Below are 22,952 nucleotides of genomic sequence, written 5' to 3' on the forward strand. Positions count from 1 at the left end.
GATCTGGCGTTGCGCCTGGCGTTCTTCCGCGACAGCCGGTGCATTTCGCTGCGCCACGAGATCGTCGACATCGCGCAGGGCTGTCGCACGTCGACGCCACCGAGATCGGCGCGGCACTGGACGACGGCCGGGCACGCGGGCCCATGATGCGCGACTACCGAGCCCATCGAGAGGCCGTGCAGGGCAGTCCGCACCTGTTCTTCGCCGACGGTTACGACGTGCACAACCCCGGCGTTCAGCTGCGCTGGGAAGGCGAGCAGGGCGCCGGATTCCCGGTGGTGGACTCCGACGATCCCCTGGTGTTCGAACGACTTCTGCGGCACGCCGCAGCCGCTGACCGGTCGACGACGGCCACATGACAGGGACGATCGAACTGCCGTTGGGGGGGCATCGTCGGCAGATCAGCGACGTTCGAGCTCTGCCGCACGCCAGCGATCGGCCCCGACGGCAACGCGGTGACCGGCGGCAGCGGTGCGATGATCCTCGGCCTCGCTGCCACCGCGTGCCGCCGTCGCCAAGTTCGGGACCGCCGCACGAGCTCGCTGGTAAACGCGCAGCATGTCGGCAGCGACCCGGTCCCACGAGTAACGCGCGGCTACACGATCCTGTCCCGCTATGCCGAACTCCTGGCGCTGGGTGGCGTCGGCCAGCAACGCGTGCAACGCACGTGCCAGCGCAGCTGGATCGCGCGGCGGAACATGCACACCGGTCACGCCGTCCACCACAGTGTCGGTGAGCCCACCGACCGCGGTTGCGACCACCGGCACGCCACAAGCCATGGCTTCCAGGGGCACGATGCCGAACGGCTCGTACCACGGTGCACACACCACGGCATCCGCCGATCGCAACAATGCGGGCATGTCCGATCGTGACACCTGCCCGGTGAACACAACGCGGTCCGCGACCCCGGCATCAGTCGCCAGAGCCCTCAGCCGCTTCGCCTCGGGATCGTCCCGCAACCTGCCGCCGGCAGGCCCACCGGCGATCACCAGCTCAGTGTCGTCCAATTTGGAGAGAGCAGCGATGACGTCGTCAAATCCCTTGCGCCGCACGAACCTGCCGACCGTGACAATGCGCCTTGGTCGGCCGCGCTCGGCACGCGGACCTTCTGGAGTGAACATCGCCAGGTCCACCCCGCACGGCACGATCGACATGCGTGAACGAGCAAGCCCCATGCGGATGAGCTCGGACACCTCGTCCGAACAGGTCGCCGCGATCGCCGCGACCCGCCGGCCGATGAGCCGTTCGACACCGACACGCTCGGGTGGGCTCGTGTCATCGGCAGCCTGGTGGCGCCGCTTCACGATCCCAAGTGCGTGATAGGTCTGCACCACCGGCACGTTCATCGGACGCGCGCCGTGCACCGCCGCGAGTCCTGACATCCAGAAATGGGCGTGTACGACATCCGGAGTGTCATCGCTCCACCGGGCGGCCAGGAAGTGGGCGAACTCCCCCATGTGCGGAAGAAGCTCGTCCTTGGCGAGCCGCGTCGCCGGACCAGCCGGCACATGCACCACGTCATAGCCTTGATCAGTGCGCACACGGGCAGATGAGCGTGGATGGTCGCGTCTGGTGTACACCACCACCTCGTGCCCGTGCCGGCACAACGTCGCCGACAACTCCGCCACGTAGAGGTTCTGTCCCCCGGCGTCCACATCGCCCAACACCGCCAGCGGGCTGGCGTGTTCGGACACCATCGCGATCTTCACCTGCTCACCTCCGTCAACGGATCAGCGCTTCGACTCCCTCGGAGCGCGCCCAACGTCCGCCGATCACCTGCCGTAGCGCTTCGCCGGTCAAGCCGCCGAGCGGCCCCGGAGACGTCCTTCCAGCAGGTCACGCGCACGACCCCGGCGATACCAGCGACAACACCGCTATCACTGTGATCAGGACACGGTCGTGTCGGTCACGAATGGCGGATAACCGACAGCACAGCGGTCGAAACACCGCTACTCACCGTTGCGGCGGAAGACGATGACCGACCGTCGTTTGAAGTGGCGGTCCACGGGTACGGCACGAGTGACCGCAAGAGCAAGGAGAGCAGCCAGCGGAGGCAGAGCGATGAATGTCGTTGACAGGATCCGTTCCGCAGCCCGCGAGCACGTTCTCGTCGCCATGCTGGGCATACCGCAGCTGCTGCGCCATCCTGTGGCGGAACGCCGACCCGAACCAGGGCAACGGACTCGGCGTGCTGCTGGTGCCAGGTTTCGGGTTCGGCGACGCCAGCCTCGCCTTGACCGCGACATGGTTGCGCAACAGGGGCTGTCAGCCAGCAGGCGCTCAGATCGGTCTCAACGTTGGGCTGCACCAGCGAACTCGTTGAACGGATCGAACGCCGGCTGGAGCAGCACGCCGAAGCGACCGGTCGCCGCGTGGTCCTGCTCGGACATAGCCGAGGCGGCCTCGCCCGGCTCATGAGCGTCCGCAAGCCGGATCTGTGCGAGAGCTCGTGATGCTGGGCAGCCCGGTGCTCGATCCGCTCGGAGGGCACACCGGCGTGCTGCGGGTCGCCCGCCCGCTGGCACGGCTGTCCGCCGTGGGACTACCCGGACTGCTCGCAGAGGACTGCCTGACCGGCACCTGCTTCGACCAGAACATCGCGGCACTGGCCGAACGCTTGCAGGTCCCGGCGATCGCGATCTATTCCCGTGAGGACGCGATCGCACCCTGGCGCTCGTGTCTCGATCCCTGCGCCGAGTGCGTCGAGGTCCGCAGCACCCACACCGGCATGGACCTCTACCGCGTCCTAAAACGACGGCTGGCGCACTGGGCCGATGACAGCCGACAAAGCACCATGAAACGCGCACGGCAACGGACGCATGAGGCCAGGACGTAGGCCTCCATCGTGGATGGTGGTTCTCGGCTGAAACGAGCATCATTTGACGGGTATGTCCGGCTGGGCGGCCGCACCGCCGACGAACGTCTACAGCAGCGAGGACGTGAGGCACGTGCTCTCCACCGGCCAGCTCGACGACAACCCGAGACCCGCCGTGGTCGACCTCGACCGCCAGGTATCTGGCCTGGCGGCGGTTCGGCGCTGGACTCGCGACGCCCTGTGCGGTGTCACCGCCGACGAGCTGGAAGACATCGTGCTCGTCGTCAACGAGCTGGTGAGCAACGCGTTCGACCACGGCAGTAGTCCGCGCCAGATGCGACTGCACCGATCGATGGAGCCGTGTTTCGTCCGCGTGGAGATCGACGACGGCTCAGCCGAAGTGCCCACGCTGGGCGCCTCGCGCCTGAACGGCGACCGTGGACGAGGAATGCTCCTGGTCAACCGTTTGGCCAAGGATTGGGGGGTGACACCTCGCTCCGATGGCAAGACGGTGTGGGCTGAGATCACCTGCGAGCCCCCGTGCCGTATTACCGCTGGCCCACCGAGCGGATGAGCGACACCCGTTGCCACAGTGCTTGCTACAGACAGCAACTGGCCTGGGCATCGGGTGCCCCGGCTCGGCGGCTGCACAACGCCCAGGAAGCCGAGGACGACGGCGACCGGCTGACCAGTTGTCGCCAGGTGGCCGCGCCAGGCCCTACGCTTCCGTAGCGTCACACGTTGGACGCGAGCAGGTTGTGCGAGCAGAGGCGGCCGTGACATGAACCGAGCAGACGAGAACAGCGAAGTCACGGCGACTGTGTCCGAGAACCGTCCTGATCCCGTGGACCGCTTGGATGAAGCCGCGATCGCACTGGAAGACCTACGTGGTGCGTTCGCCCTGCACGAGCCGCTGGCCACGGTTCTGCGGCGCGTTGCCGACTCCGCCACCAAGGTCATCCCCGATGCCGACGCGGTCACGATCACGGTGCTGGAAGAGCAGACCGTGAGAACGGCCGCCGCGACTGACGACCAGCTCACCGAGATCGACCAGGCGCAGTACACCGCGCAGCGGGGCCCGTGCCTGCAAGCCGCCACCACGCTCAGGCCCGTCCGTGCGGTCGTCGGCAACGAGGTTGAGAGCTGGCCGGAGTTCGACGCACTGGCCGCGAAGCGCGGGATCTGCGCCTACCTGTCGGTGCCACTGCTGGCGCTGGACGCCGGCGGCGAGGAACAACTGGTGGGCTCGCTCAACGTCTACAGCTACACCCCCACGGCGTTCGACCCGTTCGACGAAGGTCTCATGCGTTTGTTCACCACCGCCGCGGGCATGGCCATCACCAATGCCCAGGCGTGGCACACCACGAAACAGCGCCTCGCACAGCTGGAGACTGCGCTGGTCTCACGTGCTGCGATCGATCAGGCAAAGGGTGTCCTGATGGCGGTGCACGGCTGCGACGCGATTGAGGCGTTCGCGATGCTGGTGCACCAGTCCCAGAACACCAACACCAAACTCCGCGACGTCGCACACGAGATCCTCATGACCGCCAAACGAAACTGACCCGGACCCAGGAGATCGACCCGCGGAAGCAAAGCCGGAGAGCAAGTTCAGCACGTTGCCGACGCCGAACAAGAGGGTCAGCCCGGCCGCCGCAGCATGATCACCGTGACCGCACGCCCAGCGCGCCAGAAACAGCACCTGGCGAGCACGAGGACATCCCTGGGATTAAGGGGTCAGGCCGCGGCGAGGTAGTGCGCCAGGCTCATGGAGGTGAGTGAGCAGCCAGATGAGAGCGTTCGGATCGTTCCGCGCTCAGCGGGGCCTAGCCCGCGACGGGCCTGTCCCTTCACATAGCTGAGCTTCCCAGACCGACAGCACGATGACGTCGGGTACACGGAGACGTTCCTGCGCTCCGGCTACGTCGAGAACCACGAGCAGGTGCAGGAAGTCACAGCACGGTTCTTCGCGTTGTCGAAGTTGGCCCTCGATGGGCATAAGTCGACAGAGCTCATCGCCGAAGCAGCTACAGGTCTGTGGCGGTCTGACGCGCTCGTCCGAGAGTGAGTTGCGATCGTGAGGTCAGACCATCCGGACGCGGTTCGACCGCTTTTAGGACAACAGCTACGCCACGATCAAGGTCCGGAGCAGGTCGTAACGGAGCGCTTCCTGAGGAATCACCCGGCCCTCGGTCAGCAAGTCGAATGCCTTGCCCCGTACCTCTTGGGGAAGCCAGCCGACCAGTCGCTTGGCATGGGTGACGTCGACTGCACGTCCTGGCCTTGACGACCTGTCGATCAGGAGCTCCCACAGCCGGCACGCAGGCCCCGCTCGGACACCGACATTTTCGGCCGTGGCACACGCCGTGAAGGCGATCTCCAAACCGGCGGCGTCCAGGTCGCCGAGGTAGTCGAGGCGTGTCACGGAGAACGGCAGGCTTGGCAACGACTCCAAGGGCGCGGTGTTGCGACCCTGGACCCACGCCACGGCTGCCCAAGGCGAGGAGGGCGACTCGCGGAGCACGCGCAGCAGGGTGCGGAACGTGGCGTGGTTCTCGACGCAAACGATTCTTCCCGCACCTGTGGCGGACAGACTCACGGGCTCCCACGTGAGCGGCGTCGGCACCCGCTCGCATCGGAGCAGCCCGAAGGTCAAGCGGTTCGACTGCCACAGCGTCGTCCCGCCTCGTGGTGGTGAGGAGTCGAACGCCTTTTCGTCGCCCAGAACCTCATAGGCACGTTCGGCGGTTGCGATGACGGGAACCTTGCCCCCGTTCGTGCGCCTGAGCCACTCGTTCACTGCCAGCAGGACCTCTCGCTGGGCGACAGACAGCAGTAGCCCTGTGGCCCATGTTGACAGTTCGTGGCGTAGCGGCGTGTCGATCGTCCGTCGGCGTTCTGGTGGCTCCTTGCGTCGCGGTAGCAGCACGGACTTGGGCAGCACGGTCACGCCGGACAGCACGGTCGCGGTCCGGGAGGCCGACCATCGTCCCTCGCGCTCTCCGCGGTCGATCGTCTCGCGCACCAGCTCAGCAACCGCCGCTGCTTCGACGTCGGGCGCGATCGCTTGGACCGCAAGAGACACAGCTTCGACACCGCGACGCCCGCCACGCCCGTCTGGGTCCAGTGTCGCGACAACGGCGTCGAGATCCACGTTCCTCATTCGCCCAGCACCGCCAAAGCGTCCTTCTGGACCAGAGTCAGGTCGACTACTTCGCGGCCACCGTTGTCCACGACGACAACCCGTTCTTTCGATGACGGGCGTGACTTTCGTGCCAGCATGACGACCCGGTCGAACATCGACAGCGCGCCTTTGTCCTTCGGTGCCGCGGTGAAGACCAGTTGAAGGCCGAGTTTGTCGGCGGCGAGTCGCATCGTGCGCACGAACTGATCCGCCGATGCCTGGCCGAACGGATTGTCCAGCCAGAGCCACCCGATCGACGACGGTTCGCCGGAGGCACGGACCCTCGTCATCGCGGCATACAGCAGCACGCCGGCGGTGACGCGCTGTCCTCCTGAGAAGTTCTTCAGCTCGGCCACGTCCACGCGGTCGACCGCGAGATTGGTGTGGGGCTTGAGGATGCGCACCTGGAATGGTGCGTCCACGAGTGCACGGGCTGCGGCGAACAACATCTCCTGCGCGTCGGAACGACCCGTGCCGGGTGCGAGGAGGGAGTGGACGACCCGTGCGACTCGGTCGACGGCCACGGACTCGTCATCGGGCACCGGTTCGTGGTCGATGGTCACGAACTTCCTCTGTGACCATTCGCCCAACCCTTCCGGTAAACTCGACTGGTTCTGGTAAGCGCGTAGGCGTTGAAGCGCTGTAGCGGCTTGAACGTGCAGCATCTTGGCCGTGGTGCGAACGTGCTTGTCGTGATCGGCGAGGTCGTCACGCAAGGTCGCTATCCGTTGCTCCAGTTCGTCGGCGATCCGCATCGCGTCCGCAGGGAGCTGTTCATCACCACGCAGCCGATGAATCAGGTCGACCAGTCGTGGGTCCTGATCGGTCCGACCTTCGACGAGCCGCGCCTGTGGACTGTTGGCTTGTGCGCGTACGGCGTTCGCCGCCCGGTTCTGGTTGCCTTCGTCGGCGTCCAGATCATGCCGTGTGGTGTGGATCCGTTCGTTCGCCTCGTCCAGCTGGTCGATCAACTGGTCGACGTCGGCGGCGGGCCTGCCGTCCTTGATCGGAGCAGCTAGTCGGCGCAGCGGCTTCACTGCCCGCTCGACGAGCTTCGTGGCCTCCTCGGCGCGCTGGAGCGCGTTCTTGGCGTCGTCCAGGTTCGCCTCGGCTTCGCGGTGGGCTTCGGACAGTTCCGCGGCCTTGGCGTCGAGCCTGAAGGCGACCCGCTCCGCCTCTCGCGCCTCGGTGATCGCGTTGGCGGGCGGGAACCCCTCGACGTCGGGCGATGTCCGGTCGGCGACCTCGGCCGCGCGAGATTGGTAGTTCGTGTGTGCCGTATCTGCGTGAGCTTGTGCCTTGCTGTATCTCTCGCGTGCGACACCCTCGTGTGTCTCTGCGGTGGCCACCGATTCGGTCAGTGCCACCGGATGACGCGCTCCGTCAGTTTCGGCGAGCTGTTCAGCGAGGGCACGGAGAGCGGGGTCGCGGCTGAGCCGCGCCTCGAGGTCAGCCAGTTTCGACCGAGTGCGGTGGATGGTCTGGTGGAGTTCCGGATCGACAGCTGCACTCGCCAATGCCGCCTCGACGCTCGCGAGCCGCGCCCGGAGTGCCGCTTCGCCTGCCGTCGGGATCGGACCTTCCGAGTTCGGGGCGAGTCCTGCAGCGCGCAGCGCTTCGACCATGTCGGCGTGCTGTCTGGTCGCATCTTTCGCCGTTTGCTCCATGTCGCGGGCCTTCTCCCGCAACTCTGGTATCTGGGTGTCCAGCTCTGCGACGCGCTGTCTGAGCGTGAGTTCCTTCTCCAGGTGCGCCGGGAGGTCCTGCCTCGCCTGCGATCCAGCCCTTGCCGCCTCGACGACGGGCATCAACAGCAGTCGCGTATCCCTCAAGTCGTCAATCGCGGTTTGCGCGTCGATCCTCTGTTGCTGCGCTTCTTCTCTTTGTGCCGCAAGGACCTCCAGCTCATCCTCTGCGGCCTGCAGATCGGTCTGTGCCGCGGCCCGGCGTTCGTGAGCCGCATGAGCCTTATCAGCGAGGCCGCGCCTCGGGTCTGTGGGAAAGTCCGTCCAAAGCGAGGCGAACGACGCGGCCATGTCTCGCGCGTTGGATGCGCGGCGTGTCGCCAAGTCGATCTCGGCGTTGGCCTCTGCCAGTGCGTCCGCCGCCTTGTCGACCATCTTCGACGCCGCATCCCTGTCGTACGTACCGGGCGGCGGCAACAGCACGCGGCCGTGTGCACCGTCGTCAGCCAACGTTCGTGCCCTTGCGGCGGCTGGGTCGACGACAGCGCCGATCCACACCGCGACGTCTCGGTCCACGTTCGCTGCCAGTTCGGCGGCGCGGTCGAGCAGGTCCGGTCGCGCCACGACCACCCCGGACACGATTTCCGGACGGGCCAGGGCGAAGGCAGTGGCCTCCTCGGCGGTCATGGTGTCGGCAAGCCAGCACCACCCAGGCCAGGCGAGGATGCTGTCCGGCTGTTCAGTCAGGAGGGCGACGACGTCCTCAGCGAGCTGCGGCGGAGGAAGCAACCCGTCCGAGCCGACCGAGTGGATGGTGCGTTGTGCAACGTCGCGGCGTTGCCGGGCGGTCGCCGCGTCCTCTTCGTACACACGCGCGTACTCGGCGAGAGACTCGACGATCGACGCGCGCGCTTCCCACGGATCGTCCACGCCGGAGCCCACGACGTCCAGGAAGCGGACATCTGTTGTCAGCGCTCGAATTCGGCTCTCGATCGCTAGGAGGGCGCGCTCAGCCTTCTCGGCGTCGTCACGAGCTGTGTCGGCACGCCGTTGTGCCCCGGACAGAACCTTCTCAGTCTTGCGGATGCTGCGGTCGGCCTCCGTCAGCGTTCGGTCAGCGGCATCGCGGTCGAGCTGCGCCCGATGCTCGCTTTCGGCAGCCTGCTCGGCGCGCTGTGCCGGATCCTCACCTTCACCGAGAAGTCCATCGAGTACGGCCTGGTTGAGCACCAGTTCCGATGTCTCGATCGTCGATCGGAGCTGACCGACATGCTGCGCCTGAGCGGCGTGGTCGCGGACGTAGGCGCGGAGGTCTTGCTCCGCGTCGCGGAGCACCGCCGCCGCGGCTTCGAACAGTCGGGCCGCTTCCTCGGAGGCCCGACCGGCACGGTCCCGCCGGCTGGTCAACAACCGGGCCAACTCCCGGCGGTGCAGTTCCTCGTCCTGCCGCAGCTCCTCGGTCTGCTTCTCCGCCGCGTCACGACGCTCTTCCAGACCTGCCAGAACGCCTTGGTTCACGGTGAAGTCAAGGACATCACCAACCAGCCGCCACGCGTTCAAGACGCGTACCGCCTCGTCCCGATCGCGAGCACGCTGCTCTGCGATGTTGCGTGCGTCGGCTGCGGTCAGCTCGAAGGCGCGCAGTTCCATGCGCAGGCGGTGGGCCTGTGCACGTCTGAGGGCGGCGCCGGCGTCGCGGCGCTTCTTGTCGTACTCGCCCTGCAGTCGGTTCGCGGTTTCACTCTCGGCGGCCAACGCTCTGATCGTCGCGTCGCCGACGGTCAGCACCCTCACAGCGTCGGCTTCAGCCGTCGCCAGTGCTCGTCGACTGGCACCGACGCGGTCGTAGGCGACGGCAAGATCCAGGATCGGTCCCGCCAGCTTCTCCCACAGATCCAGTTCGGTGACCCAGTGAGGTCGCGCGGAAGCGTTGGCGCGCAGCGTCTCGATGCTCTTGGTGATCTGGTCAACGGTCGAGGAGGACATCGTCGCGCCGGTCAGCCACCGCACGAACGCGTCGGAGTCGGCGAACCGCATGACCCTGTCCACGCCTCCCTCCGACGCGTTCATGATGGTTTGAAACCGCACCTGCTCCAGGTCGATGCCCGCGTTGGCAAGCCAACGCTGCCAGCTCCCCTGATGATCGGACGGTGCGTACGGAGCGCCTGCTCCGCTTCGCGGGAGGATTTCGCGCACACCGCTGATGAACTGGGGACGGGTCGCCCACCGGCCCGCCTGAGTGCGAAACGGCAGATCGTCGATCGTGGGCCCGGCCACACCACACTGCCATCCGTAGAAGTGCCGGTGAAGTCTCCCTGGGTTGTCCAGGTCTCTCGTGCCGCCGTCCGGCCACTCGGCGACCATCCCGACGACAACCCGCTGCAGCTCACCATCAACCACTCTGCTGACCTGCTCCACGACATGGCAGACGTCCCGCGAGCGCACCAGCTTGGCCAGAGATCGGTCCGAATCACCGCGGATGAAGTCCCGCGAATGCGGAAGGTACAGCGCGTACCGCAAGGCGGTGATCATGGTCTTGCCGGTTCCGTTGTCGGCCCACAGCGCCGCGTGGCCCGAGGCGTCGAACGGGTCGGCCCAGCCGATGTCCAGGCCCTCCAGGCGCGACTCGTCGCGGCCGGCACCAGCGAGATAGGTGCGCTCCAAACGCCAGGCCGTGTGCATCAGGACTCCCGCTCGTCGAGATGGACCACCTGTTCGGCCACGTGCGACTGGACGATCGTCTGCCAGGCGAGCGGTCCTCCGCTGGTGGCGACGTGGGCGCGGAAGCGGTCGGTGGAACGCCAGACACGCAGGCCGTGCAGTGGCGGCGCCACTGATCTGTCCGCAATCAACAGGCCAAATGCCCCGAGCAGGCCGAGGGCGTCGTCGCACATCTTGACCGTGCAGCCCACCGCGAGGTTCCGGCCCTTGCCGTAGGCGACCTGCTTGCGGCGCCGGTACGCCTCCCAAGCCTCGTCCAGTCCGGCATCCAGGCCGATGTCTCCAGACTCCACCGCGGTGGCGTGCTCACGAACGAGCCGGTCCACGTCGACCGCGGTGACCCGTCGGGTGCCGGGCTCCCGCACCGATCGGGAGGTCGGGTAGCACCAGGCCGCTGTGCCGCCGAGGGCTACTCCGTAGATCATGCGGTCCTCAGCACCTTTGACCCGCAGCCAGGGGGCGGTGTCCGACACCGCCATCGGTGAGTCGGGCTCGGCGGCCAACACGAGACCGACTGCTCGGTCAGCGGTGAGCACTCGTACGCCGAGGCCTGCGATGACCTGGTCGAAGGCTGTGCGCAGATCGGGGTCGGCGTGGTAGCGGTCCAGAAGTCGGCCGTAGTCGTCGTGGCGGCTGGGAGTGAGCGTGTGGTCCAGCGCGTATCGGAGGAGAAAGCCGGCGTCCCGAGCGTCGTCACGAGCGGTCATCTTCGGTTCCCTTCCGGTGGATGAGCAGGTCCGGCAGATCCAGGTCAGACAGAACTGCGCGGATCCCGTCGTCGACGGCCCACCACTCGTCGTGTGCATCCGGGATGTTGTCGGGACGCCACAGCATCATCGCGTCGAGTGCCAGCAAGAGCCGGAGGCGACGGCGTGCCGTGTCCGCGGTTCCGGCCAGCACCGCCAACTCCTCCACCAGGCCGATGTCCTGGTGGGTGAACAGCACGTCGACGTCGTTCAGCAGTTCGGTCAACCGAGTCTTCATTCCGGGAGACGCACGGTGCGCCCGCAGCAGGTCGGCGGTGCTGTGGAACTGCTCAGGAAACTGTTCGTACACGCCGTCGCTGTCCACGAGCGGATCTCCGGGCTCAGCCGGGCCGGGGATGTCCAGGACCCTCCTCGGCGGCGCAACCAGGCGATTTGTCAGAGCCGTGAAGTCGAGCAGGCGAGCTGATGCGGGCGGTGACGCGTTGGCACCGGGTGGCAGTTCTTCGCCGATGAGCAACGCGGTCAACACATCGGTCGTCGGGTCCACCGCGCTGACGGGCGCAGCGCTGAAGGCCTGGGCAGCCTGGGCGGTACGCCACCTCGGAGTAGCGCCGATGACCTCGGTGTGCAGTTCGGCGAGGATCTCCACCGCGTCCGACAGGCGGCCCGCTGCTCCCGTGAGCAGCCGGACCTCGTCCGGGTTCTGCTTCTCCGAAGCATCGGCGCGCATGTGTTCCAAGTGCCTTAGCAGGGTGCCGTCGACCTCGACGCGGCGCTGCACGTGCTTCTTCGCAGCCGACAGCTCCGGACGCAGAGCGTTGATGTAGTCGATCCGGCTGACGTCCCGTTCAGCCTCGGAGATCATCCTGCGGACGTTGGCGGCGTACGTGCGCGAGAGCGTCAACGCATCCTCCGCCGACTCGATCGCCGCGTCGAGCCGGCCGCTCTGGGCTTGTGCCCTCATCACCGCGATGACGGCCTCGTGCTCGTCCTCGAGCGACCGGTTGGTGGCGATCAGCAGCAGCGTCACAGCGGTGTTGTCGACGTTGACCTGCAGCGTCGAACCATCGACGGCAAGAGTCTCGTACAACACCCGCACCGAATGCGTCACTTTGCGCCACGCCAAGCCTGGGTCCGCGAAGTCCACTGAGAAGTACGGGCTTGGCTCGTCGTGGCGCAGAAGGTGGTCGAGCACATGCCGGGCGACGTGTGCGTGCTCTTCGTACGGACGGTCGGGAGCCATGGCGGCCGCCGTCCTCGTCATCTCTTCCAGCACCTCGGTGCGCGGAGCACCGAAGTTGCCGTCCAGCCCCGAGGACAAGGCGATCATGTCGACCGTGACCTGGATCAGCGCGATGAAGTCGTAAGCCGACCACTGCACAGCCGATGGGTTGCGTGCCCGGTTGAGGTGGAGTTCGAAGATCGGCGACAGGTGCGCGAGCACACGGCGGCGGCGTGCAGCAGTGCCGACCAGCGGTGAAATGTTCACATCTCACGCCCAGCAACGACAATTGGCGTTGCTGGATCCTGGTTGCGAACCTCCGGTTGCCGAGTTCGGCCCACGCCACCTCCATGAGCTTGTCTAGCTGCCATACCTCTCATCGCTCAATCCGCCGCCCGTGTTGCATTCAGCGCGTTCGCGGTCAAGGCTGAACAACAAGCAGGCCATCTCGGAACTTGCAATCGTCATAACTGTCGTAGCGACTCGGAGCCTGTGGAGCTATCCGCCATCACAGCGATCCTGGAGCGAACTGCTGGGATTGGCATCCAGCCGCACACGAGTCGACTACACCCGGCGGAAGCAGCATGTCCGAACCCCAGCAACGGCGAGTCGACGCTCACAAATCGGTAGCGGTGGCGGGTGGTTGTCCCAGGTTCCAGTCCACCGGTTCGACCATGCGCGAGATCGGTTTGCTGGCGGCGTGGAATCGCAGGCCTCTGGGACCGTCCACTCCGGCGGCCGGCATGTCGATCAGCCACTCCAGGACGTCGTCGCCGAGCTGGTCCGGTTCTGCGACGTCGATGACGAAACGCTCTGGGCCGAATTGGTCGTACGGCACCGGAAGCGCGATGCCGCCTGCGACGGCATCCTCGACGATCGCCTGGCAGATTGCCGTCCAGCGACCTTGTCCCCACCAGTGCCAGGTGTAGCTGGTGGAGCCGCCGATCGTCAGCAACCTCAAAGTGGCCGTCGGGCCGAGCAGGTCTTCATCGAGGCGACACCACGTCGTGAGATTCTCGCTCACGGTGCCCCGCACTTCCTGCCATCCCTCGCCGAAAAGCGCAGAGATCGTCCTGCCGTCCGGCAAGGCCCACTCAGGATCGGTCAGCGCCGCCTCCAGGCCGATCCAGTCGACGCCCTCGTCGGGGTCGACGTGCTCGGCGATCTTCCTGGTGACCGCGATGTTGATCCGGGCCATCAGCACGTCGTCCGGTACGTGCCAGGCCTCGACCGCGGTGTCATTGCGCCAGCACCACGCCGCGATTCCGTGGACTGCGGCGTCCGGGACCAGATCCGGCAGTACGCCCTGCCCGAACCCGTCAACGACCGTGGAGAAGAAGGTCCGGAGGTACGTGTCTGCGTCGAGACCATCAACGACTTCAACGACCGTCTTCTGGCGATAGCCAGCGATCTCGTCGAAGACGAACTCGGTCAACTGGACATCCATGAACTGCCGCAAAGTCACGTCGGAGTCAGGATCCACCTCGACGCGGGTCGCGTCGAGCAGGCCGAGGGCACCGGCACGTTCCGCGACGAGCCGCTGCTGTTCGTCGGCGTCTCCGTCGAGTTCGATCACGACCTCGTCGTCGAGCATGCTGAAGATCTGCGGCCAGCCACCTGGGTAGTCGTCGTGGAGAAGCCGGAGTCGCGCGTTGGAAGGGTGATATTCGACGTCGAAGGCCATGCAAGTCCGGCGCATGGTCGTGTAGAGGATCGGTCCGGTCTCGTCGTCGTACTCGTGGAAGTAGTCGTGCTCGCCTTCCGACCATCCGGCCCATTCGAAGCAGCTGACCAGTGTCTCGAGGTGTTCGGCGTGCTCGGCCCACTCTTCGTCGGACGGCGCGTCCTCATCAGGCACCGGTCTGCTCATGCGCCCCACGAGCCAGGCAGCAGCTTCGGGGTCGTCCACGGAGAGCAGGAGCGAGAGTCGGCGGGGTCCGCCCTCGCCGGTTTCGAAACCTCGGAAGACGGACACGTCGACTCCGCGTCCAGCGCAGACTTCTCGCAGTCGTGTCTCGGCCTCCTTCAGCGCCTCGTTGTCCTTGAGCACCTGTTCGCGGGCCTGCAGGCGCTCGCGCTCAATCTTCTGTGCATCCAGGCGACGTTCTGCTCGCCATGCGGCAACCTGCTCGCCGGTCCCCCAGACTTCCCGTTTGTCCACCTCCCACGTTGCGACCTTGCGCTCGTTCAACAACCGTCGCAGGGCGTACGACACGGTCGGCGGTGAGAGCGACAGCCGGCTGGCGACCTCCGCCGCCGTCAGCAACCCGCCTTCCTTCTCCTGTTCCCCGAAGAGCCAGAGGATCTGTCCCTCGGTGGACCACAGCGGGTTGGAGTCGAGCTCCTGCAGTTCGCTCGGAGTCATGTGCTTCCGACAGGCAGGCGCCACCGTGTTCAACGGCACCGACTGGCGAACCACCGCTCCGCACGGCGTTCCGGCCTTCGTCGGACGTCCGCACTTCGCGCGGTCAGTCACTTCGCACCTCCGGTTCGCGCCTAGGATCCGTTCCTTCGACCAAGCGGCGATCGACGAGGTTCACGAACGATGATCCAGATCGGCGACGAGCAAATCTACCGGCAGCGGGACCAAGATCCTTCGCAACGCGTGCGCGTCGTCTCGATCGACACGAGTAGACGAAATCCGCGCTACGAGATCGAGTTCCTCGACGGCGAGCGGGCCGGCAAGCGGGAGAACGTCCCCGAGAGGCGACTGCGAGGGCCTTGGTCGGGGGTGCGCCAGTACGACGAGAACGTGGCGAACTGGGAGCGTGTATCGGCTTTCGAGCTCACCGACGTCGAGGAGTCCGCGGTGGAGCTCGTCTTCGAGGCGTTGATTCCAGAGGAGGTGGCAAATCGGCTTTGGAACGACAACGTCACCGAGATCGCCGATCCGGTGAAGCTCGAGGCGCTGATCGGGTCGTCGGTGACGGAGCTCGTCGAGCGCGTCGAGTCACTCACCAACGACGAGGGCAACGAACTCGTGTCGCCCGAGGGCACGCTCATCATCGCGGAGCTCGCCTGCACGGTGAACCCGATGCCGGTGCTCACCCTCGTGCTGGAGGAAGAACGGGAATACCGCGAGAAGAGCAAGCACGGCTGGACCATTTCCAGCAGCCGCGGCGAGGATTGGACCGTCAGCCCCGAGCGGATGTACAGCCGATACCTGGAGTCCATCCGCCCGCTCCACGAACTGCTCCGCGGCTGGTGCGGTCATCGGGCCGTGTCCCTACAGGAACGGCTCGGCGCGGCGGAGGCTGAGGTGAGGCGCCTCGATCTGCTCGTCACGCGCCTGGTCGACGAGTTGCGCGAGAACGGCCACAGCAGGTTCGCCGACGTGATCGCCGAAGTGCACGAGGAAGAACGCATCACCCCGGCGAACTTCCGCCCTGTCGTCGACCGCCCGTTGAAGCCCTCGGAGATTCCCGTGCGGTACATCGAGGTTCCGCGTCGCCGCCGATGGGGCTGAGACTGCTCAGGGCCTCATGAACCTTCGGAGGTCGTCCTCCGAAGGGGCCGGGACACGCGTCGGCGCAACGGCTTTGTCCGGAAGTGGGTCGAGGGCATCCGCCACCGCAAGGATCCTGTCCGCCCAGGCGTGAGCCCGCGCTTGATCGTTCGCCTCTCGTGTCGAAGCCAGGCGACGGACCTCTGCCGCGTAGGTCCGCATCTGGCTCGCCTCGTGCCATCGCCGTGACTGATCGCGAGCCTCTTCGTCGATCATGTGCTCTCGGTGGGCCACCGCGGCGCGTTGGCGTGCAATCTGCAGGCGCTGCTGGCGTTCGACTCGTGCTTGCTCTTCCCGCAGTTCTCGTTCGTACTGCTTCTGGCGCAGGTCGGTCAGACTTCCGTGGCGCAGCCGCATTTCCTCCAGCATCTGGGCCAGGTCGTCCTCCAGCCGGTGATCGCTGGTGTCCTTCCACCTGCTTGCCCAGAACTGCCCACCCGGTCCGTCGAGAACGATGCCGAGGTGGTCGTCCGGGACCTCGTCGAAGTCGGGGAACAGGTGACCTCGACGCGCCCTGGCGAGTTCCTGCTCAGTCGGTTCATGGGGGCGTTGCAGCATGGCCTGGGTGAAGCGAAGCTGGAAGCTGTCCTGACCGAGACTGAACACGACCTCGTCCTGAACGCGGTAAGCCGCTCCGTACCCACCTCGGGCCTGCTGTCCGACCGCCACCGTCATCCCGGCTTCGCGTGCGCCGACTACCAGCGCGTCGAGCAACCGGAAAGCACGCTCTCGCGGGTCTCCGACGACAGGGAAGTTCTCTTTCTCCATCAGGGTGCGCACGACATCGCTCGGCTCCGGTAACTCGTGCACGACGTGCAGCGGACCGAGCACCTTCGTCTGCCAGGCGGGCAACGGTTCCAGGGTGAGCGTCAGCTTGGGCCCGTCGTCTTCGTTCACGTGTCCGAAGGTGATGCGGAGGCCGTCCGGAACCCGTTCGAGGTTCTTCGCGATCCCGGCGAGTCTGCGATATCTGCCGGCTTCGGTGTAGGGCACGACCAGCCGCTGATCGGGAGCTTCCGCGAGCGAAGTCATGAGCTCGTCGACAGGACCGTGTTTGCGTGCTTTGGCCGGGCGAGTGGCTTTCGCCAGTCCGCCGTTCTCAATGACGTCAGCCTCGGGAAACTCGCCGTGTTCGAGGTAGTGGGTGCCGCCACTGGTTGTCTGCGCCGACCATGACGCGCCGTGGCCCTTGACCGTGACCAAGCCGCGGTTGTGCAGGGCGCGAGCGACCAGCCGGTGTGCCGTCCCTTCGTAGACACCGTCCGCGCAGCCATCGCTGATCCATCTCAGAACGGCGAGCTGCTTGGGATTCAGTGCCGTTCGCATCTTCGGTGCCCTTCAGAGCGTCCTGTACGAACCGGATGCGCAGTATCAGCTATCCAGCGGAGGCGCGTTGTCGCGACCTCGCGGCGGCGACGAGATGGCCGGCCTTCTCGTAAACCTGGGTAGCTTGCGCGTAGTACCGGCGGGCCGCTGACGGATCTGTGGCGGCGTGCACATCTCCGAGTGCGTCGAGGACCTGAGCGCGGTCGAACTCACGGCCGATCTCGGTCATCAACGCCAGCGCACGGTCGAGGTATGACTTGGCCTCGCTCAGGTCGCCCTGTTCGCCGAACTTGCGTCCCTGCCAGAGCAACACCTTGCCGAGGTTGTGCTGTTCAGGTCGGCCCAGGGCGCGGAATCCGGTCTGTGCTTCGGCAAGCAGCCGCAACGCTTCCTCTGGCCCGGCCGGTTTGGCGGCGTGCATGTACGCCAGGGAGGTCCTGCGCGCGTCGCCGATGCGCTCGGCGAGCTCGACGTTCCGGTTGAGCAGGCGCCGGGCGCCGTCGAGGTCACCGCGATCGAACAGGGCGAGCCCAGCGCCTTCGACCGCCGTCGCCACCAGCTCCGCGCTGCCTTGCGCCTTTGCCAGGACCTCTCCGTCCGCGAGCAGCCGAGCAGCTTCGTCGAACCGCGATCGAGTCCGTTCCGCGTATCCCTGCTGCACCAGCAGGAGCGCCTTCACAGGGAGGTTCCCGAGATGCTCGGCGGCTTGGACACCCAGGACGTGAGTGGCGACGAGGTCGTCGGAACACTTCTCGGACTCGTAGAGCCACCACTGGGCCACGCACAACCGCTGCAACGCCTCCAGCTCGCCGAGGGCGTCCGCGAGCGCTGCCACCGAACGGAGCGTACCGCGTTCAGCGAGCATCCACTCGCGCGGTTGGCGATGCGCCGGATGCTCGGCGTCCACGACAACATCTGGGAACAAACCGCGCACCCACGGCCGGGCCGGTTGCAAGACGGCGTCGGCTGCCAGCGCGCCCTTGACGTACCAGGCTACGAACGCCCGCTTCCTCAGCTCGCAGACGTCAGAACCATCGACGTCGTCGGCGATGTTCCTGGCGTGATCACGCACCAAGGCGTCGAGACGGAACCGTCCATCGATCTTGTCGACCATGCGCTTGCCTTCCACGAGCTCGCGCAGGATCGGTCGCAGCTTGGGCTCAGGCATCTTCAGCACCGCCGCCAGGGCCGCGGTGGACGCGCCCTCTCCCCCGGGATGCAGTCCGAGCGTCCGGTAGACCCGCTGGGCTGATTCGCTCAGACGGCGGTACCCGGCGTCGAGGACCGCGGCGATCGCCGGTTCACCATCGACGGTCACGCGCGTGATACCGCCGCTGAACTCCAGTTCCTCCAGCAGCTCGCTGATCAGCAGGTCCGGGGCCTCGCGCAAAACCCGGCCCACCACGCTCAGCGCGACCGCCCTGCCTCCACACAACTCGACGAGAGCAGCCCTCGCATCGGGTTCAACGTCGACTCGGTCACCGGCGAACGCCCTGAGCAACTCGACAGCCATCTCGTCCTCGAGAGGCTCGACGTCGATGAACGTCGCATCGTTCTCGGCAAGCGCTCCGAACCCACCTTGGCCGGTCACGACCACCATCGAACGACCTAGGCCTGGCAGCAGGGACTTGACCTGCGAAGCGGTGACCGCGTCGTCCAGCAGGATCTGCAGCGACCGGCCCCTCGTGAGCGAGCGGAACAGGTTCACCCGCGACTCCAGGTCGGCAGGGACGTCCGCCTGCTTGACGCCGAGAGACGTGATGAAACCGAGGAGCACCTCGGAGGGCGCCGTCGCGTGATCGGCCCACGCGCCCAGATCGGCGCGCAGCTGCCCGTCTGGAAAGCGTTCGTCGTGGTGCTGCAGCCAGTAGACGGCCGCCGTGGATTTGCCGCTGCCGCGCGCGCCGACGAGCACGACAATCGCCGGCTTGTCGTTGAGCCTGTCCAGGACGTCGTCGAGTGCGTTCAGCACGTGCTTCTGGTTGACCAGCGTGCCGATGGGTCTGGGCAGCTGAGCGGGAATCGGCAGCGCGAACCGGTCCATGTTCAGGTTCATGACACCGATGGACCCGGATTGAACGACGTTCGCCGCAGATCCTTTCACCCGGTTGTCGACGTTGTACCCGTCCTCCACGCTGAGCCTCCCCGCACGCGCATTGGCCAAGACAGCACCCTATCGCCTCCGTCACAACCCTCGCACCGCGTGTGATCGGAGTTAGGATCGCCGCTTGTGTTCAACGTCCAACGACCGGAAGTGCTCGACTCGAATTCGCCTTGGGTGACGTGCCGGGCGGATCGAATGGTGCTGGCCGTCGTGCACAACGTCACCGCCGCCACACGCTTGTTCGACGTACTGCCGATCCTGGCAACAGATCCTCGCATCCAGGTGCACTTCACCTGCCCTGAATCGTCGCCGTTCCACGGACAGATCACCGAGTACCTCGCCGCACGCGAGGTAACCCCGATCACGTGGGAGCTGGCGCTCAGCACTCCGTTCGACCTAGCCATCGCCGCGAGCCACGGCGGGCCGTTGCACGAACTGAAGGCACCATTAATCGTGCTGCCACACGGAATGGGGTATAATAAATACTTGGACCGGAAACCGGAAACCGGAAACCGGAAACCGGAAACCGGAAACCGGAAACCGGAAACCGGAAACCGGAAACCGGAAACCGGAAACCGGAAACCGGGTATTCGGTATGTCGCCGGAATGGCTCATGCACGAAGGCAGGGTCATCGCGACCTCGCTCGTGCTCTCCCACCCGGAGCAGCTCGCCCGGCTTCGGCTGTCGTGCCCGCAAGCCGCCGAGGTAGCCGTTGTCACGGGCGATCCCGCCTTCGACCGAATGCTGGCCAGCATTCCCCTGCGTGACCTGTACCGTGACGCCCTCGGGATCCGCGGTACACAACGACTCGTTCTCGTCTCGTCCACCTGGGGCCCCGCCTCCCTGTACGGCCGCCAGCCGAACCTGGTCCAGCGACTGCGCGCCGCGCTCCCCCTGGACGACTACCAAGTCGCCGTCGCACTCCACCCGAACACGTGGTCCGCCCACTCCCCTTGGCAGATCCGTCGTTGGCTGGAGGCATGCACACGGTCGGGTGTCATCGTGTTCCCGGCAGACGAAGGCTGGCGAGCCGGCCTGGTGGCAGCGGACCTCGTCATCGGCGACCACGGCTCGGTGACCTTCTACGGAGCATCACTCGGCCGGCCAGTGCTCCTCGCAGAATGCCCGAACGACATCGTGGACCCCACTTCCGCGATCGGAAAGTTCCTCGATGTCGCCCCGCTGCTTCATCGCACCGATCCACTGCGCCTTCAGGTCGAGAACGCTCTGGCGAGCGGACTGAGCAGTGAGTTGCAGGAGATCGCCGAGCTCACCACCGTGACTCCTCTCAAGTCCCATTTCCTGTTGCGCACCGAGTTCTACCGACTGTTGAACCTCGCGGAGCCGGGAGCACCCGCAGAAGCCTCAGCCCTGCCCATACCAGCGGTCACCGCAGGAAACGCTGCCACACAATCAGTTCAGGTCACTCTCAACCACGAGGACGGCGCTCTGCGGGCGACCGTCGTCCGACTGCCTGCCGAACTCCTCTTGCGTGGCAGGCCTTCCAACACCAACACGCACCTCGCCGTGAGCACGAACGAGCCTTCCGAGACCGCGCTGCAACTGGCCGACGTCATCGTGCACGAAGAACCCGGCGACACAATGACGTGGATCGCCCGAACTCTCGCGTCTCTGCCAGGCGCCGCAGTGTCGACGAGGCCGTCCATCGACGGGTCGTGGATCATCGGAACCCGCGACGGGCATCGCGTTCAGCTCGACTGCTCAGGCGTGTCCGGCTTTGTCCTGGCATCAACAGCCCTCGCGTGGGTCGCCGCGGGCAACCCGCTCTGTTCACTGCCCGAACACATCGACCTGCTGCTCGGCGGTGCACGCTACGAGATCACAGCAACGATCACCGTCTGCCCGTGAGCGAGCGTTGATCATGCCGATGCCCTCCGGCAGACGATGTCAGCTTCCGTCCTTCCAACGGGTTGTGCCGTACAGCGGCCCCGCGGAGAACAGGAGCTGGTGCCGGCATATTTCTTCCGTGCTTTCGGTTCGGCATGCGGGTCAGGGGCGTCGCCGAAGATCAGCTCATGCAGGCGGCCGATCCCTCCGCTCCTTCCGGCAAGCGGGCCTTTACCAACCACGGATTCATCAGTTCATGCCACGTCGTCAAGTCCAGGCAGGTGCAGCGGCTTGCGGTCCACGGCGGCCGCGCGCGCCTTGACCCGCAACCACTCCGCGAAGTCGCCGTCCCGCTCCAGCAGGTAGACGATCTCACGCAGCTCGGCGAGCACAATCGTCTTCTGCGCCAACGCCTGGCGGCACTGGTCAACGCTCGTGTCAGCGAAGCCCGAAGCCGAGATGATGAGCCCGTGCACGCCCGCGCGGCTGTACACGCGCACCAGGTGCTGCGCGACGCCGTCCACACCAAGCGCGTCCTTCCACCACTTGACCTCGACGAGAAATGGCTGGTTCTCCAACTCGATCAAGCCGTCGATCTGCTCGCCGATCTGCCCGGAATCGGTAGTGAGCGTGAAACTCTCGCGAACGCCCAGTCCGTCCAGCTTGAAGATTCGGTTGAGCAGGCCCTCCAGCTTGAGTCCGCGAAGCCGCGGGGCCTTCATGCCGAACAACGTCACAAGCTCGTCGTAGAGCGCGCGACGAGCCGCTCGCTGACGCGCGGCCTCCTCTACTGCTTCCCGCTGGGGTCGCAGACGCTCTTCACATTCCCGATCACGCTCCTGCTGCATCCGAGCGAAGGCATCCTTCGCGTCAACAAGCTGACGCACCCTGGTTACGTGGCCGCGCGCCGCAGCAGCCTTGTCGGCCCAGCAGGTCGAGAAGTCTTCCCACTCGACCACGCGGCGGATGATCTCGCGACGGGCGCGCAGGCCGGAGTCGCCCTCCTCGTTGACGCGGGCGATGATTGTGCGCGCGATCTCGTACTTGCTGATCGAATTGCGGTCAGCCGCCAACCGGCTCTGAAGGTCCGCCAGGTGAACTTCGGCGATCCCGCACTCGCGGAAGAACACGATCGTGTCGTTCTTCGACCTGCCGAGCAGCGGGATGGTGTCGATCAGCGCACTGATCAGGTCAGGCGGGTAGTGGTACGGATTAGTCGCCATTGGTCGCCGCCTGGACACGGATCGTGGCACCTTCAAGCACCTCTTGTAGATCACCGATGGAGAACCGGTAGGCGTCGAGCCCGAACTCGGCCTTCTGCTTGCGCCGCACGACGGACCGGTAGGCCGCCAGCATTCGTTGGTAAAGAGCAAGCCTTGGCATGTGGGAGTTGCCACGCTCGTTCTCCTTGGCGAAGTGCGGAGCCAAGGTCTCCCAGCGTTCGGTGCCGACCAGGTGCTGTGCGTAACCGAGCAATCGAGACTCACGGGGGTCGCCGGACAATACGAACCGCTCACGGAACCGACCGGTCTGACGCGGATTCACCGCGTAGACCCGATATCCCGCCGCGATGAGCGCTGTGACCCACGGGCCTCGATCAGTCTCGATCGCGATCAACACGTCGTGTGGCGCGACACCGTCGGAGTGGTCGGCGGTCAACTCGTGCAGTCGCGTGATGCCCTCGACGCCCTCCGGCAGGCGAACCGCGGCCAACGTGCGGCCGGTCGCGTCCATGATCTCGATGTCGTGATGACCTTCAACCCAGTCATCGCCGACGAACAACACGTCACGCACCTCCACGCCTCGGCAGCACTTGATCAGCGGGAGAACGCCGGCA

Annotated in this window: 17 protein-coding genes; 7 read left to right on the top strand and 10 right to left on the bottom strand. The window is 66.1% G+C overall.

The annotated features are described in order from the left end of the window. The first annotated feature begins 38 nt into the window (after nt 1–38). Complete coding sequence (locus C8D87_RS47065) at nt 39–359, top strand: hypothetical protein (protein ID WP_215732457.1); 321 nt, start codon at nt 39–41, stop codon at nt 357–359. Between the two features lie 42 nt (nt 360–401). On the opposite strand, the gene C8D87_RS23860 is transcribed toward C8D87_RS47065, so the two are convergent. Continuing rightward, entirely contained in the window at nt 402–1,709 is a 1,308-nt protein-coding gene (locus tag C8D87_RS23860; RefSeq protein ID WP_112228427.1) for a glycosyltransferase, read from the bottom strand. Between the two features lie 728 nt (nt 1,710–2,437). Between C8D87_RS23860 and C8D87_RS48955 the strand changes: the two genes are divergently transcribed. The 4 genes from C8D87_RS48955 to C8D87_RS49235 all read left to right on the top strand — a co-directional run bounded on the left by C8D87_RS48955 (nt 2,438) and on the right by C8D87_RS49235 (nt 4,880). Next, the gene (locus C8D87_RS48955) at nt 2,438–2,836 is read left to right on the top strand and encodes a hypothetical protein (RefSeq protein ID WP_325049708.1); all 399 of its coding nucleotides are present in this window, start codon (nt 2,438–2,440) and stop codon (nt 2,834–2,836) included. Between the two features lie 52 nt (nt 2,837–2,888). Then, the gene (locus C8D87_RS23870; protein WP_112228428.1) at nt 2,889–3,389 is read left to right on the top strand and encodes an ATP-binding protein; all 501 of its coding nucleotides are present in this window, start codon (nt 2,889–2,891) and stop codon (nt 3,387–3,389) included. A gap of 207 nt (nt 3,390–3,596) precedes the next feature. Beyond that, the gene (locus C8D87_RS23875; RefSeq protein ID WP_112228429.1) at nt 3,597–4,376 is read left to right on the top strand and encodes a GAF and ANTAR domain-containing protein; all 780 of its coding nucleotides are present in this window, start codon (nt 3,597–3,599) and stop codon (nt 4,374–4,376) included. A gap of 294 nt (nt 4,377–4,670) precedes the next feature. Next, on the top strand, nt 4,671–4,880 hold the full coding sequence (locus tag C8D87_RS49235; RefSeq protein WP_411711463.1) for a Scr1 family TA system antitoxin-like transcriptional regulator: 210 nt from the start codon (nt 4,671–4,673) through the stop codon (nt 4,878–4,880). Nucleotides 4,881–4,937: 57 nt separating this feature from the next. On the opposite strand, the gene C8D87_RS23880 is transcribed toward C8D87_RS49235, so the two are convergent. From C8D87_RS23880 to C8D87_RS23900, 5 genes are all read right to left on the bottom strand, one after another. Beyond that, complete coding sequence (locus C8D87_RS23880) at nt 4,938–5,762, bottom strand: hypothetical protein (RefSeq protein WP_146771842.1); 825 nt, start codon at nt 5,760–5,762, stop codon at nt 4,938–4,940. 209 nt (nt 5,763–5,971) lie between these two features. Continuing rightward, the gene (locus tag C8D87_RS23885; protein WP_112228431.1) at nt 5,972–10,363 is read right to left on the bottom strand and encodes a hypothetical protein; all 4,392 of its coding nucleotides are present in this window, start codon (nt 10,361–10,363) and stop codon (nt 5,972–5,974) included. After that, the gene (locus C8D87_RS23890) at nt 10,363–11,109 is read right to left on the bottom strand and encodes a hypothetical protein (protein WP_112228432.1); all 747 of its coding nucleotides are present in this window, start codon (nt 11,107–11,109) and stop codon (nt 10,363–10,365) included. The genes C8D87_RS23885 and C8D87_RS23890 overlap by 1 nt, the downstream gene beginning before the upstream one ends. Further along, complete coding sequence (locus C8D87_RS23895) at nt 11,096–12,598, bottom strand: hypothetical protein (RefSeq protein ID WP_112228433.1); 1,503 nt, start codon at nt 12,596–12,598, stop codon at nt 11,096–11,098. The genes C8D87_RS23890 and C8D87_RS23895 overlap by 14 nt, the downstream gene beginning before the upstream one ends. 349 nt (nt 12,599–12,947) lie before the next feature. Then, a complete protein-coding gene (locus tag C8D87_RS23900) occupies nt 12,948–14,597 on the bottom strand; it encodes a helix-turn-helix domain-containing protein (protein ID WP_215732458.1) in 1,650 nt (549 codons plus the stop codon). A gap of 279 nt (nt 14,598–14,876) precedes the next feature. Between C8D87_RS23900 and C8D87_RS23910 the strand changes: the two genes are divergently transcribed. Continuing rightward, the gene (locus C8D87_RS23910) at nt 14,877–15,797 is read left to right on the top strand and encodes a hypothetical protein (protein WP_112228435.1); all 921 of its coding nucleotides are present in this window, start codon (nt 14,877–14,879) and stop codon (nt 15,795–15,797) included. A gap of 6 nt (nt 15,798–15,803) precedes the next feature. On the opposite strand, the gene C8D87_RS23915 is transcribed toward C8D87_RS23910, so the two are convergent. Both C8D87_RS23915 and C8D87_RS23920 read right to left on the bottom strand, forming a co-directional pair. Then, nucleotides 15,804–17,162 (bottom strand): hypothetical protein, encoded by a 1,359-nt coding sequence (locus tag C8D87_RS23915; RefSeq protein WP_112228436.1) that lies wholly within the window; start codon nt 17,160–17,162, stop codon nt 15,804–15,806. 49 nt (nt 17,163–17,211) lie between these two features. Then, on the bottom strand, nt 17,212–19,326 hold the full coding sequence (locus C8D87_RS23920; RefSeq protein ID WP_146771843.1) for a tetratricopeptide repeat protein: 2,115 nt from the start codon (nt 19,324–19,326) through the stop codon (nt 17,212–17,214). A gap of 553 nt (nt 19,327–19,879) precedes the next feature. Between C8D87_RS23920 and C8D87_RS23930 the strand changes: the two genes are divergently transcribed. Further along, nucleotides 19,880–21,136, top strand: a complete 1,257-nt coding sequence (locus C8D87_RS23930) for a hypothetical protein (RefSeq protein ID WP_112228439.1) — start codon at nt 19,880–19,882, stop codon at nt 21,134–21,136. A 233-nt stretch (nt 21,137–21,369) separates the two neighbouring features. On the opposite strand, the gene C8D87_RS23935 is transcribed toward C8D87_RS23930, so the two are convergent. Both C8D87_RS23935 and C8D87_RS23940 read right to left on the bottom strand, forming a co-directional pair. Beyond that, nucleotides 21,370–22,356, bottom strand: a complete 987-nt coding sequence (locus C8D87_RS23935; protein WP_170166560.1) for a restriction endonuclease — start codon at nt 22,354–22,356, stop codon at nt 21,370–21,372. Next, on the bottom strand, nt 22,328–22,909 hold the full coding sequence (locus C8D87_RS23940; protein WP_146771844.1) for a YfbU family protein: 582 nt from the start codon (nt 22,907–22,909) through the stop codon (nt 22,328–22,330). The genes C8D87_RS23935 and C8D87_RS23940 overlap by 29 nt, the downstream gene beginning before the upstream one ends. Nucleotides 22,910–22,952 lie beyond the last annotated feature (43 nt).

Source organism: Lentzea atacamensis, from assembly GCF_003269295.1.
Classification (GTDB): Bacteria; Actinomycetota; Actinomycetes; order Mycobacteriales; family Pseudonocardiaceae; genus Lentzea; species Lentzea atacamensis.

What these genes read in the sequence shown, in the direction of transcription:
- C8D87_RS23870 (WP_112228428.1), top strand. Translation starts at nt 2,889, where the DNA reads ATGTCCGGCTGGGCGGCCGCACCGCCGACGAACGTCTACAGCAGCGAG.
- C8D87_RS23875 (WP_112228429.1), top strand. Translation starts at nt 3,597, where the DNA reads ATGAACCGAGCAGACGAGAACAGCGAAGTCACGGCGACTGTGTCCGAG.
- C8D87_RS23885 (WP_112228431.1), bottom strand. Translation starts at nt 10,363, where the DNA reads ATGCACACGGCCTGGCGTTTGGAGCGCACCTATCTCGCTGGTGCCGGC.
- C8D87_RS23890 (WP_112228432.1), bottom strand. Translation starts at nt 11,109, where the DNA reads ATGACCGCTCGTGACGACGCTCGGGACGCCGGCTTTCTCCTCCGATAC.
- C8D87_RS23910 (WP_112228435.1), top strand. Translation starts at nt 14,877, where the DNA reads ATGATCCAGATCGGCGACGAGCAAATCTACCGGCAGCGGGACCAAGAT.
- C8D87_RS23915 (WP_112228436.1), bottom strand. Translation starts at nt 17,162, where the DNA reads ATGCGAACGGCACTGAATCCCAAGCAGCTCGCCGTTCTGAGATGGATC.
- C8D87_RS23930 (WP_112228439.1), top strand. Translation starts at nt 19,880, where the DNA reads ATGCACGAAGGCAGGGTCATCGCGACCTCGCTCGTGCTCTCCCACCCG.